This is a genomic window from Coprococcus sp. AM97-35, from assembly GCF_027697525.1.
Lineage (GTDB): Bacteria > Bacillota > Clostridia > Lachnospirales > Lachnospiraceae > Allocoprococcus > Allocoprococcus comes.
This window is the reverse complement of record NZ_JAQESL010000002.1, coordinates 1-13,199: the sequence shown is the minus strand read 5'-3', so window position 1 is coordinate 13,199 and position 13,199 is coordinate 1. Positions and strand designations below refer to the sequence as shown.

10 protein-coding genes are annotated in these 13,199 nt (G+C 41.8%); 4 read left to right on the top strand and 6 right to left on the bottom strand.

Going from position 1 to position 13,199, the window contains the following annotated elements; translation table 11 throughout:
• Positions 1-57: 57 nt before the first annotated feature.
• Positions 58-2,205 carry an ATP-dependent zinc metalloprotease FtsH gene (gene ftsH, locus PG840_RS01875; RefSeq protein ID WP_181974509.1) on the bottom strand — a complete coding sequence of 716 codons (2,148 nt, stop codon included), beginning with the start codon at positions 2,203-2,205 and terminating at the stop codon, positions 58-60.
• 159 nt (positions 2,206-2,364) lie between these two features.
• Between ftsH and PG840_RS01870 the strand changes: the two genes are divergently transcribed.
• Together PG840_RS01870 and PG840_RS01865 are read left to right on the top strand one after the other, a co-directional pair.
• Positions 2,365-3,843, top strand: coding sequence for a DUF1846 domain-containing protein (locus PG840_RS01870; RefSeq protein ID WP_008374444.1), 1,479 nt, complete (start codon positions 2,365-2,367; stop codon positions 3,841-3,843).
• Between the two features lie 291 nt (positions 3,844-4,134).
• A complete protein-coding gene (locus PG840_RS01865; RefSeq protein ID WP_022220297.1) occupies positions 4,135-5,745 on the top strand; it encodes a CTP synthase in 1,611 nt (536 codons plus the stop codon).
• Between the two features lie 680 nt (positions 5,746-6,425).
• Here the strand turns inward: PG840_RS01865 and PG840_RS01860 are convergent.
• The 3 genes from PG840_RS01860 to PG840_RS01850 all read right to left on the bottom strand — a co-directional run bounded on the left by PG840_RS01860 (position 6,426) and on the right by PG840_RS01850 (position 8,973).
• Complete coding sequence (locus PG840_RS01860) at positions 6,426-7,466, bottom strand: D-alanine--D-alanine ligase family protein (protein ID WP_270613321.1); 1,041 nt, start codon at positions 7,464-7,466, stop codon at positions 6,426-6,428.
• Positions 7,467-7,585: 119 nt separating this feature from the next.
• A complete protein-coding gene (locus PG840_RS01855; RefSeq protein ID WP_008374436.1) occupies positions 7,586-8,308 on the bottom strand; it encodes an HAD family hydrolase in 723 nt (240 codons plus the stop codon).
• Entirely contained in the window at positions 8,308-8,973 is a 666-nt protein-coding gene (locus PG840_RS01850; protein ID WP_055156474.1) for a DUF1847 domain-containing protein, read from the bottom strand. The genes PG840_RS01855 and PG840_RS01850 overlap by 1 nt, the downstream gene beginning before the upstream one ends.
• Before the next feature lie 141 nt (positions 8,974-9,114).
• Here PG840_RS01850 and PG840_RS01845 point away from each other — a divergent pair, with 141 nt between their 5' ends.
• Complete coding sequence (locus PG840_RS01845; RefSeq protein ID WP_173687154.1) at positions 9,115-9,393, top strand: hypothetical protein; 279 nt, start codon at positions 9,115-9,117, stop codon at positions 9,391-9,393.
• Positions 9,394-9,494: 101 nt separating this feature from the next.
• On the top strand, positions 9,495-10,142 hold the full coding sequence (locus PG840_RS01840; RefSeq protein ID WP_195502352.1) for a CPBP family intramembrane glutamic endopeptidase: 648 nt from the start codon (positions 9,495-9,497) through the stop codon (positions 10,140-10,142).
• 559 nt (positions 10,143-10,701) lie between these two features.
• On the opposite strand, the gene PG840_RS01835 is transcribed toward PG840_RS01840, so the two are convergent.
• On the bottom strand, positions 10,702-11,337 hold the full coding sequence (locus PG840_RS01835) for a DUF5052 family protein (protein ID WP_195502353.1): 636 nt from the start codon (positions 11,335-11,337) through the stop codon (positions 10,702-10,704).
• 47 nt (positions 11,338-11,384) lie between these two features.
• Positions 11,385-12,602 carry a hypothetical protein gene (locus PG840_RS01830; protein WP_270613320.1) on the bottom strand — a complete coding sequence of 406 codons (1,218 nt, stop codon included), beginning with the start codon at positions 12,600-12,602 and terminating at the stop codon, positions 11,385-11,387.
• Positions 12,603-13,199: the final 597 nt, after the last annotated feature.

Here is a 13,199-nt window from a genome sequence, read left to right as displayed (position 1 = left end):
AAAAAGAGGCTCCAGAACCTATTGTTCTGAAACCTCTGCATCTTCTGTTATTTTAGACTAGTCACGCTTCTGCGGAAGGATGAATCCGTCTTCGTCTCTTTCTACTTTCTTCTGCGTTTCTTTCTCTTCCTGCTGTGCAGCTTCGGTATCTGCCTCTTTCTTCGGCATCTCGATCGTCTGCTCTTTTACAGAATTCTCTTCTTTCTTTTCTTCCGGTTCCGGAATTCCTTCACATCTGCGGTAAATCTTCATGAATTCTTTTCCGGTGATCGTCTCTTTCTCAATCAGGAATCCGGCGATCTGATCCATCGTTTCACGATGCTCGGAAAGCATTCTCTTCGCTTCTGCATATGCTCCCTTCAGCATCTTCATAACTTCCTGATCGATTTCTGCCGCGGTTGCCTCTCCGCAGTTCATAACAGCTCTTCCGTCCAGATAACGGTTTTGGATAGATTCCAGTCCGATAAGTCCGAATTTTTCAGACATACCATACTGTGTTACCATCGCTCTTGCGATCTTGGTTGCCTGCTCAATATCGTTCGATGCTCCGGTTGTAACTGTGTCAAACACCAGTTCCTCTGCTGCACGTCCTGCAAGGGCTGTCACCAGCATTGCTTCCAGCTCAGCCTTGGTATTCAGGAACTTCTCTTCCTCCGGTGTCTGCATCACATAACCGAGTGCACCCATGGTTCTCGGAACGATTGTAATCTTCTGTACCGGTTCTGCGTCCTTCTGAAGGGCAGTTACCAGTGCATGACCGACTTCATGGTATGATACGATACGGCGTTCTTTCTGGCTCATGATACGGTCTTTCTTCTCTTTACCCACAAGAACGACCTCAACAGCCTCAAAAAGGTCTGCCTGGGATACAACATTTCTTCCTTTTTTTACTGCATTGATCGCAGCCTCGTTGATCATATTGGCAAGATCAGAACCGACTGCCCCGGAAGTTGCAAGTGCAATCTCTTCCAGATTGACTGTCTCATCCATCTTAACATCTTTGGCATGTACTTTCAGGACATCAATACGTCCCTTGAGATCTGGCTTATCTACGATGATACGTCTGTCAAATCTTCCCGGACGGAGAAGCGCCGGATCCAGGATCTCCGGACGGTTCGTTGCCGCAAGAAGCAGAAGACCTTTATTACTGTCAAATCCATCCATCTCTGCAAGGAGCTGATTCAGTGTCTGTTCTCTTTCATCATTACCACCAAGCTGTGAATCTCTGCTTTTTCCGATCGCATCGATCTCATCGATAAAAATAATACACGGCGCCATCTGCTGTGCCTGCTTAAAGAGGTCACGTACTCTTGACGCTCCGACACCGACATACATCTCAACAAATGCAGAACCCGAAAGAGAGAAGAACGGTACTTTTGCTTCTCCGGCAACTGCTTTTGCAAGAAGTGTCTTACCGGTTCCGGGAGGACCTACAAGAAGTGCTCCTTTCGGAAGCTTCGCTCCGATTCCGGTGTATTTGCCAGGGTTATGCAGGAAATCGACTACTTCCTGCAAGGATTCTTTTGCTTCATCCTGACCGGCTACATCCTTAAATGTGACTCCGGTAGATTTTTCCACATACATCTTGGCATTGCTCTTTCCAACGCCCATCATGCCGCCACCCTTTGTCATACGACGCATCAGCATCACGCCCAGACCGATCATGATCACAAGCGGAACAATGTTGACCAGAAGATTCATCACCATATAAGATGTAGAATCCGGTATCTTCTGTTCATACTCAACACCTGCTTTATACAGTCTGTCCGAAAGGGTATCATCCTTCACAATACCGGTATAATACTGCTTCCTTGTCACATTACTGAACAGACCTGTACTGTCATCGCTGCTGTCCTTACTGCTGCTGTCGTTGTTATCTGCTACAGAACCTTCGACCACATCGCTCTCAGAAGCGCCTTTTTTCTTGCTGTTCTTCATCTCAGCTTCTGTCTTCGCTGTGATCACAATCTTGTCATCCTCGATCACAACTTTCTTAACTTCCCCGGAATCTACCATGTTCAGGAACTGATCATAGGTAATCTCCCGGGCATCTGTGTCTTCCCGGAACTGATACAACGCAAATACGATAAACGAGATCAGCATAACGGTAAATAATATAATATTCCATCTTTGGCGGTTATTTTTATTATTCGGATTATTATTTCCCGGAAGATTCTGCTTATTTCTATTATTCTGGTTATCCATACCTACCTCCTAAGTGTCGTCCTCTCTATTATAAGTAGGCGTTTTTTAGAAATCAATGAAAAATTTATGAAAAGATTGTAAAAAAGTCATATTTTATAGTATACTAGGTTTGAATTGCTTCTATGAAAGTAAAATTATGGACAAAAAGGATGGAACTTTATGAAAATTGGGTTTGATAATGAAAAATACCTGCAAATGCAGTCTTCTCACATTCGTGAGCGAATCAATCAGTTTGACAACAAACTGTATCTCGAATTCGGTGGAAAGCTTTTCGATGACTATCATGCTTCCCGCGTGCTTCCGGGATTTCAGCCGGACAGCAAATTACATTTACTAAAAGAATTATCGGATACCGCAGAGATTGTGATCGTTATCAGTGCAGCCGATATTGAAGCCAACAAAATCCGCGGTGACCTCGGGATCACTTATGACACTGACGTTCTCCGCCTGAAAGACGAATTTGAAGCCAATGGTCTCTTTGTCGGAAGTGTTGTTATCACACAGTACTCCGGACAGAACAGTGCCGATCTTTTCAAAGGACGTCTGGAAAAGCTTGGCATTAAAGTTTATATCCATTATGTAATAGAAGGTTATCCTTCCAACATCCCGCTGATCGTAAGTGACGAAGGATACGGAAGGAACGAATATATTGAGACAAGCAGACCTCTGGTTGTCATCACCGCACCTGGACCTGGAAGTGGAAAGATGGCTACCTGCCTTTCCCAGCTCTATCATGAGCACAAGCGCGGAGTCCGCGCAGGATATGCCAAATTCGAAACCTTCCCGATCTGGAATATCCCGTTAAAGCATCCGGTCAACTTAGCATATGAAGCAGCTACTGCTGACCTTAACGATGTAAATATGATCGACCCGTTCCATCTGGAAGCTTACGGTGTTACTACCGTCAACTACAACCGTGACGTAGAGATCTTCCCTGTACTGAGTGCAATTTTTGAACGCATTTACGGAGAAAATCCATACAAATCACCAACAGACATGGGTGTTAACATGGCTGGTAACTGCATCTGTGACGATGAAGTCTGCAAAGAAGCTTCCCGTCAGGAGATCATTCGCCGCTACTACCGCACCATGGACCGTTTCCTTTCCGGTGAATGCCCGAAGGAAGAGACTTATAAGGTCGAGCTTCTGATGAATCAGGCAGGAGTTACCGTACATGACCGTAAGGTTGTTGATGCCGCCCTTGCACGCGCTGAAGAAACCGGTGCACCGGCTGCCGCTCTGGAGCTTCCGGACGGACGCATCGTAACAGGAAAAACCTCTGATCTGCTTGGCGCATCTGCTGCCCTGATCCTGAACGCCTTAAAAGAACTCGCCGGAATCGATCATGATATGCACCTGATCTCACCGACTGCCCTGGAACCGATCCAGAAAGTTAAAACCGAATTCCTTGGAAGCAAGAACCCAAGACTTCACATCGATGAAGCTCTGATTGCACTTTCTATCAGTGCCTCTTCCAATCCGGTTGCTGAACAGGCACTCAGACAAGTCCCGAATTTAAAAGGCTGCCAGGCTCATGTATCCGTTATGCTTGCAAATGTAGATATCCGTCTGTTCCAGAAGTTATCCATCCAGGTTACATCTGAACCGAGATACGAGAAAAAACCGATCTATCAGTAGACAAATATTATATTTTTGATTTTTATACACCCATTTCAAAAAAAATTGTTGTATTTTTTTCTGGAATGGGTGTATACTTTTAAAGTATTTTATAGGGGAATTGATTTCAAGGGGAAATCAAAGTAGCGAGGGAGCCACATAAATTTGTTTTTATGGGGTTTTTTTCTATTTTTATCCGTCAGAAGGTTATATCGGACTTTTCTGATGAATAGAAATCGCATTCTATCTTATTTTTTACAGAACACAATGAGTAGTAGACAAAAAAAATACCATAAGGAGGGAACTGGAACTATGGCAGTTAAGTATGTATTTGTTACCGGAGGCGTTGTCTCAGGTCTTGGAAAAGGAATCACAGCAGCTTCTCTTGGGCGTCTGCTCAAGGCACGCGGGTACACAGTTACAATGCAGAAATTTGATCCGTACATCAACATTGACCCGGGTACAATGAATCCGGTACAACACGGTGAAGTTTTTGTAACAGACGATGGAGCTGAGACAGACCTTGACCTTGGACATTATGAAAGATTTATCGATGAAAGTCTTACCAAGAACTCGAATGTAACGACAGGAAAGATTTACTGGTCCGTTCTTCAGAAAGAACGTCGTGGAGATTTTGGTGGAGGAACCGTACAGGTCATCCCGCATATCACGAATGAGATCAAGAGCCGTTTCTATCGTAACCCTGCAGCTACAGATACCGAGATTGCGATCATCGAAGTCGGTGGAACCGTCGGAGACATCGAAAGCCAGCCTTTCCTGGAATCTATCCGCCAGTTCCAACATGATATGGGACATGACAATGTTGCGCTGATCCACGTCACACTGATCCCATATCTGCATGCTTCCCAGGAGATGAAGACCAAACCGACTCAGGCAAGCGTAAAAGAATTACAGGGAATGGGAATCCAGCCGGATATTCTGGTCTGCCGTTCTGAGCATCCACTGGATCAGGGAATCAAAGACAAGATTGCTCTCTTCTGTAACGTGCCATCTGATCACGTTCTTCAGAACCTGGATGTGGAATACCTTTACGAAGCACCACTCGCCATGGAAGAAGAACATCTCGCTTCCGTTGTATGCGAATGCCTGAAGCTTGACTGTCCGGAACCGGATCTGAAAGACTGGAAAGAGATGGTCGAATGCCTGAAACATCCGACACAAGATGTAACAGTCGCCCTGGTCGGCAAATATATCCAGCTCCATGACGCATATATCAGTGTTGTTGAAGCATTAAAACATGGCGGCATCTACAGCCACACAACCGTAAATATCAAATGGATTGACTCTGAAACTGTCACACCGGAAAATGTCGATGAACTTCTCGGTGATGTAAGTGGTATCCTCGTGCCTGGTGGATTCGGTGACCGTGGTATCGAAGGTAAGATCGAAGCCATCAAATATGCAAGAACACATAAGGTTCCGTTCCTCGGACTCTGCCTTGGAATGCAGCTTGCCATCGTAGAATTTGCAAGAGACGTTGTCGGATATCATGATGCACACAGCGTAGAACTGAATCCAAACACTACACATCCGGTCATCCACATCATGCCTGACCAGATCGGTATTGAAGACATCGGTGGAACCCTTCGTCTTGGTTCTTATCCTTGTGTTCTTAACAAAGAATCAAAAGCTTATAAATTATATGGAAAAGAAGAAATCCACGAACGTCATCGTCATCGTTATGAAGTCAACAATGACTACCGTGATGCTCTTACCCAGAACGGTATGCTCTTATCCGGACTTTCTCCGGACGGCAGAATCGTAGAGATGGTGGAAATTCCGGAACATCCTTGGTTCATCGGAACACAGGCACATCCGGAACTCAAATCCCGTCCGAACAAACCACATCCGCTGTTTAAGGGATTTGTGGAAGCTTCTCTGGAATATAGTAAAGAGAAGTAATAAAGTGAAATTATATCATTTCTAAGTAAAAGAAACTCCAGAATCAGCAGTATAAAATTGATTCTGGAGTTTTTCTTTATTCATTCTTTTTTAACAATTTTAGAATTCCGTATATACATATGATTGATAAGATCGGTCCAAACCATTTCAATATGAAAAGAAATGTGTTTTGAATGGAAAATATCCATTCACTATTTGCTAGCAAAATACCATTTCCTGTTATAATTTGAAACTGGATCCAGGTATCTAATGCGGTATAGCCATAATATACAATTAACATAATGCCTAACGGAATCGAAATCAATAATATAATATTTCTTCTTTTCATACCATGATTACCTCCCTCCACCATCCATTTGTATTACTTTAATTATATATTATTTTCAGTTTTTTTTAAGTATTTTTTTTATATTTACAGTCTTTTTATGTTTCTGCACAATAAGAAAGAATGCGCCGAGGCACGTTCTCGCGCCGAGCGCGTTGCTGAGCGCCAGTGGCGCTCGTTAAGCAACGACCGAAGCAGAGCGTAGACCGCTTGCGACATTCTTCATCTTCGTGCGAGTGCGCATCTTCGGCACACAGTGCCTTTTGTTTCATAGGAAGTTCCTTCGGAATCTCCTATGAAATAAAAAACTGCCGCCAATTACGGCGGCAGCAAAACATTCTTCTATTATCTGTAATTAATTTTCATCAGCAATCTCAATCAGTTTATCCAGCAGTTCAGAATAACTATATCCGTAATCTTCCATCAGCTGCGGATACATGGAGATACTTGTAAATCCCGGAAGGGTATTGATCTCATTCAGGTAAACGTGATTGGTCTTCTTATCCAGGAAGAAATCCACACGGCTCAGTCCGTGTCCGTCAATTGCCTTAAAGGCACGAACAGCATACTTACGGATCTGTTCCTGAATCTCTTCATCTACTTTTGCAGGGATACATGTCTTGCTCTCTGCATCTTCATATTTGGATTCAAAGGTATAGAATTCACCGTGTGGCATGATCTGTCCGACTCTGGATACGATAATGTCATCATTTCCAAGAACAGCAGTCTCAAGTTCGATACAATCCACGCACTCTTCTACTACAACATGATTGTCATATTTTGCTGCCTCTTCCAACTTCGGAAGTAAATCTTCAGCTTTATCACAACGATAACAGCCCACACTGGATCCGGAACGGCTTGCTTTGATAAAGCATGGCATACCAAGTTCTTTCATAATCGAAGCTTCTACTTCTTCTGTTTCTTCCATGTCTTTTTCGACAACGACCAGTCTTCCGTCATTGCGCTTCTTTACATATACAGATTTGACCTGCGGAATTCCTGCACTTTCAAATACTTTCTTTGCAAAAATCTTATCCATACATGCACTGGATGCAAATACACGGCATCCTACATACGGAAGCTGTGCCAGTTCAAATAATCCCTGGATAGTTCCATCTTCTCCGTAAAGTCCGTGAAGTACCGGGAATGCAACATCCTGACTTCTCAGAAGATCGAATACACCTTCTACCACTTCTGCTCCGTCAAGCCAGGTATCTTTTGACAGGTCATTATCTTCCTGCTTTAAGATGTACCATTTCCCATCTTTTGCAATGCCGACAAGTGTAATCTCATATTTATCTTTATCCAGATGCTTCATCACTGAATTACAGGAAATTCGTGAAATTGAATGCTCACTGGACTGTCCGCCACAAACAACAAGTAACTTTTTCTTCATATCAGTTTCCCTCTGTTTCTTATCATATACTCTTCTCCGGTTCCCTCCGGATACTACTTAGAATAATTTACCACGTCCGCCATGCATTTACAATAAAAGTTTGGAATTTCAATAAATTTTTAAGCATTTTCCAGGCTTTCCACAAATGCAAACAGCTCTTCCATCGATCCCTGGTAATCGCTTTCGATTGGAAGATCCTTTTTATTTTCCTTCGTATCTGTAACAAGGAATGTCTTTACGCCGAGTTTCCGAATTGCAAGATCCTCTTCCACGTCATTTCCTACCATCAGACACTCTTCCGGTCTAAGATGAAACTGTTCAAGAATTGTTCGGTAATAGTCCACATTTGGCTTGCAGTAACAATTATCCTCATAAGTTGTGATCAGCTCAAAATCCTCTGCATCCAGTCCCGCCCATTTGATCCGGTTCATCGTTGCCACCTTTGGAAATACCGGATTGGTTGCAAGGTAGGTGCAGATTCCTTTTTCCTTTGCCTTTTTCACAACCTTGTCCGACAGACTGTTTGGCTGCGTCACCGCAATTGCCTGGTTAAATTCATTTGCATAGAAATCAAGGGCAATCCGTTCGGAATTCTCCGAATCCGTCGGAAGCAGTTCGTCCATATACTGCCAGAATGCTTCCCGGTTGGTACAGCTTCCGTCATTATTCACCATCGCTCCATAGCCCTTCCACACGGATGCGATAAATGCTTTCGGATCAAAGGAAATCCCCTCGGATATATATTTTTTTGCCAGAAGCGGCATATAAAAGGTAACAAATTCGTCCTGGTTCATCGGAAGCAGCGTTCCGTCAAGATCAAATAAAATATGTCGAATGTGCATTATTCTTCCTCCAGATTCAGATGATGTAACTTTTTGTAATAAGAGTCCAGCGTATACAAAGCAGCCACCGGATTATTTCCAAGCACCCGATCCTTTACAACCAGCGTTGTACTCGGCGCCTCGGCATATTTGTAAAAGAGGCTGTCATGTCCCACGCAAAGTCCCATCACGATATTGATGTCCGTCTTCTCTTTGTTCAGCATCTGCGCCTGCAGGATTGGGTTACACATATGAACTCCGACCTCCTCGCACCGTTCCGGAATGCCGACCTCGGTCTTTGGAACTTCTCCGATCTTACAGCCCACACCGTACACTTCAAAGCCGTATTCTCTCAAAAGTCCTGCCAGCAGGTGGCTTTCCTTTAAGAGTCCCACACAGCTTGCAATTCCGATCTTCTTGGCACCCAGTTTTTTTGCCCAGCGGATCGTCTCCTCCACACGGGTTGCCTGGCAGTAAAAATCGTGCTCGATCTCGGCACTTGCACGCATGATCTTCAGATCTTTTTCATCTCCCAGATAAGTATCCAGCGCCCTCTGCCGGTCTTTCAAGTCCATATTATGTGACACGCAAAATCCCGGATATGGTTTGTTGTTCTCTATATTCTGCTTTGCATTGCATTTCTTAACATTACAGTCTATACATGATAACTTTTTTGTTTCTTCCATGTTTTTGTGCCTCCTCCTGATATACTGATAAGGATAACTGGTATTTTGGGGAAATGCAAGCACGGAATAACTTTACTTTACCTGTTTCCGCAAAAGTGTTATCATTATACTAATTCAATTTTACCAAAAAAAGACATACATATGAAGTTTCTAATTTTACTGATTATTGCACTGGTCATCAGTTCGATCGGGTTTAAAAAAATTGTCTGGTTCATCTCGCTTGGCTATTGTTTCTCTATCGCCGGAATCGGCGTGGGCCTGATCGTGCTGTTCTTTAAAGAGCTGACCATCCCAACTCTGGTGATGTCCCTGCTTTTTATCGTGTACGGATACAGGCTCGACGGATATTTAATGATCCGCGAACGCAAAAGTATTTGCCGGAATGATCGCCGCGCTGATCATTGGGCGGCAAGTGATTGATTGTGGTCATTTTGTAGATGTGAAAAAAAAGATTCTGTATTCCAGTTTAACTAACAAGACCTTTCAATTACTACACAAGAAAATCAAAAAGGAGATTCTGTATGAAATCTACAACAAAACAATGGATATTTTTCTTAGCTCTCCCAATTTATACTCTTTTAGGTGCGTTTTTATTGCAAAGAATTATCTATGTATATTTGAATGGTCTTATTTCAGAAATGCTCTTTTTATTGATTACGATTATTCCGTCAATTGCAATTATAATTTATATTTCTGTCTATAATAAGTCTCTTGAAGAATACGGATTTCATTTACATAAACCAATAATTCAATTATTTTGTGGAATCGTTCTTTATGTATTTATGGGAATCTTTTTCCGTTTTACTTTCTTATCCCCACCACCTTTTTCTGAAGCACTCCGTAATATAATTGCTAAATTTGACCGAATAAACATAGCTAACTTTTTCTACATATTTAATATGCTTTTAAATGTACTGACCGAAGAAATTCTCTGGCGTGGATTTGTTTTGACTTTTTTATCAAAGAAATTAAATAATTTCTTTGCTATTTTTATTACTTCTGTTTTCTTTGGATTGATGCATTTTCCTGTTACTTATTCTTTTACACAGGTTATTAATACATGTATTATTTCCATTTTATATTGTTCTTTAAGAACTTTTTTCCCTGATAAATTTAGCATTCTCTCACTTACAGTTACCCATTTTCTTTGGAATGTGGCTCTCTATTAAAATATATTTTTGAGAAATAAGTTTGAATCTAAACTGTGAATTTTTCTACACTAAAAATTTTTTCAGAAACGCTAACAAAATATAAACCAAAAATTTTTGACCTAAAATATAAGGTTTTAACCCCAATTTAAAGTAAGAAAATTTGACATTTCAACAGACACATGATAATATGACTATAGAAAAAGAGTGCTACCGATAGACGGTTAGCCCTTATACTAATTGATTAAAAATAACCGTTCAGTTTGCAGGCTGGGGCGGTTATTCTTGTGTCTTATTATTATCTTTGCCGAATGTGTATCCGACACAAAAGCAGGTGATTCCAAAACTCACAACTGCAATAAAATCCAAAATACTCATTGGCTTAGCCCTCCTTTCCAGCAGATTCCTTATCAAGGTTTCTATGTAGTCAGAGGGTCACGGGTCTCCGTTCTACTTCGGTCGTTGCAAAACGAGTGCCACTAGCACTCTGCACCCTCTGAAGAAGGACTAACCACCTACCGTTATGATAGCACCCATGCTTTGATTATATCAGCCGTGAAATTTCACCACATTAAATTTATCAGTTGGATTCCAACAAACTCTTATCAATGATCTGGAAATTCGCCCGGTGTATGTACAACGCTTTCCCATCGATCATCAACTTCGTAAATTTCGGCAGATCATCCGGGATTTCCCAGTACACATCTTCTCCGCTATACGCTACGATTGGCTGTCCAAGCTGGGATTTGATAACAACCACTCTGGCTTTTCCAAACATATTTTTATACTTATTCAGGACACCTGCGATCGCAGTATTGTCTGTAATCTTACCGCTTGCATTGCTTTCAATATCCTCCTGCGTAAAATCCACATCCGCTTTCAACGCGTCCTGCGCAAAAATACAGGTATCACCACAACTCTCGATTTCCTTTCCATCGATTGTAATCGTAATGACAGAGGAAAGCTCATATCCCGTGATAACATTACCGTCTGAATCATAACTTGAAGTTTCCACTGCATTTCCCTGCACATTGATCTTGTCTCCTGTAGTTGTCATTACACGATTCCCGTAATTATCATAGGTCGTGATCGTGTACGAATTCCCCACTAATTTTCCTTTAATATCGTTCAATTTGGAGCTGAGCATACTGCATCCCGCAAGCGCTATAGTCATGACTGCGCATACTGCTGCCATTGCAAATCTTTTCTTTTTCATAATTTTTCTCCTTTGTCCTTTCGCAAAATCATCTTTTTGCCATTACCTTACTTCATCTTAAGTATCCCTGTATAATTATGTAAAATGTCGTCCGGCTGCATCGCATCCGATACCATGGCAATCTCAAGCTTATACTCTGTATCCTCATCACCAATTGATCCCTGAACCGGCACATACCGGTCAAAGCAGACATTTTGTTTCTTTTTTGTTGTGACAATTATCGTGACATAATCCTCCGTTGTCTGAAGCTTGTAGTAGACATCTTCTTCCGGGAATGTATCCCTTGCCCGGTCGATCATGTCCGCATAATTGTAATATTCCGATTTTTCACCAAGACCTGTCGTTTTTTCATCGATCGCATTCTGCAGCTTTTCTAAAACTGCTGCTGTCCTTGCCTCATTTTGCCTGCACTCGATCGCTGACGTAATATTCACATACAGTGAAATAACAAGTATAATCCCAGCCATAACCGCTATTGATGTTAGCCAGACCATGGCAAGCTTTGATTTCTTTTTCTTTACTTCCTCTTTTGTGAGATGGATATTCGAAAATTCGTTTACAAAATATATCGGATTTTCGTTTCCGTAAGCAATAATCGCATCGACCGTGTCATAACCTCTTTCAACACTGTATTTCTGCCATACACCATATTCTGAGTAAAACTTTTCCAGCCTGTAATAGAACGATAAAAACCATCCTGTATATCGTTTTCTCCGGATAAAAAACGCACAAAGCCCGCCAATAAGAATTGCAAAATATCCGACTCCCATTACGCCATAATAAAGACCTTCTATTTTCGATACCTGCTTTTCCGGCAATACCGCAAGTAACTGATATTCCCCATTCTTTTCTTTTTCCCAGTATGTCTGAAACCGACTGCCATAAGAATATTTGATCGGATCCATTCCAAGTTCTGCAAGTGTGTAACTTACATGCTCGCCTTTATTCGGATTTTTCAAGCGCAATGACTCGCCATCCTCCTGCACAACTCCAATTACGCTCTTTTTTCCTATGAGAGAATATCCTGTTACACTTTCAAACGGATCATACTGACCGGCTCCGAAAAACCATACCAGTGAAAGGATCATATAAACGACAAAGAGCTTTATGAGTTCTTTCCACACGTTATATTTTAAAGACCTTTCTATGATCTCTTTTTCATGTGCCGGGATTCCGGGCAGTGTGCTGTACCAGAAAGCGAACCGCTCTCTTTTGGTTTCCTCATCCATTGCTTTTCTTAGATTCATTGCTGTTGCAAGCTGCATTTTATTCCCTCTCTGCTTTTGTAAAATGATTATTTAGTATATTAGATGTAACCGGATTGCTTCATTGCTATGCAATTCCCGCAATCCTCGAACAACTCGAACTACCATAAAATGTCGCCATTGCTCCATTTTACTCCGTTCTCGTTGTTCGGCGTGTCAATAGGTATAAATTGCTTATTTGTGCAAGCACAAACGCAATTTATACTTTTGACACTTACATCACATTATAGCTTATTTCAACCTTGTCTTTCAACTGCCTGTTTTATATAGTAGAAAGCAGAGATGATCTATTACAAAAAATGGAGGAATGATCAATATGAGAAAAATTTTGGTGTGAAACCGTGGTTTTATCCGCTTCCGGTACTGATCATCGGGACCTATGATTAGAATGGATATATTGATGTTGCAAAGCTTAAACCGATTGCTTATGAGCCTGTGCGTAATGAGTATTATGTGATGGGTGAGAAGGTTGGAAATGCATTTAGTGATGGGAATGCGTTGAAATAATTGGTTTGATTGAAAATATCCTGCTCAATTCTGATGTAAAACAGATTGGAACAAGCAGGATGTCTTTTGTTAAATTTCTTTTCCTTCTGT

Coding starts and splice junctions, on each gene's coding strand:
- PG840_RS01840 (WP_195502352.1), top strand. CDS start 9,495: ATGAAATCTACAACAAAACAATGGATATTTTTCTTAGCTCTCCCAATT.
- PG840_RS01860 (WP_270613321.1), bottom strand. CDS start 7,466: ATGAAGAAAAAGTTACTTGTTGTTTGTGGCGGACAGTCCAGTGAGCAT.
- PG840_RS01835 (WP_195502353.1), bottom strand. CDS start 11,337: ATGAAAAAGAAAAGATTTGCAATGGCAGCAGTATGCGCAGTCATGACT.
- PG840_RS01850 (WP_055156474.1), bottom strand. CDS start 8,973: ATGGAAGAAACAAAAAAGTTATCATGTATAGACTGTAATGTTAAGAAA.
- PG840_RS01865 (WP_022220297.1), top strand. CDS start 4,135: ATGGCAGTTAAGTATGTATTTGTTACCGGAGGCGTTGTCTCAGGTCTT.
- ftsH (WP_181974509.1), bottom strand. CDS start 2,205: ATGGATAACCAGAATAATAGAAATAAGCAGAATCTTCCGGGAAATAAT.
- PG840_RS01855 (WP_008374436.1), bottom strand. CDS start 8,308: ATGCACATTCGACATATTTTATTTGATCTTGACGGAACGCTGCTTCCG.
- PG840_RS01870 (WP_008374444.1), top strand. CDS start 2,365: ATGAAAATTGGGTTTGATAATGAAAAATACCTGCAAATGCAGTCTTCT.
- PG840_RS01845 (WP_173687154.1), top strand. CDS start 9,115: ATGAAGTTTCTAATTTTACTGATTATTGCACTGGTCATCAGTTCGATC.
- PG840_RS01830 (WP_270613320.1), bottom strand. CDS start 12,602: ATGCAGCTTGCAACAGCAATGAATCTAAGAAAAGCAATGGATGAGGAA.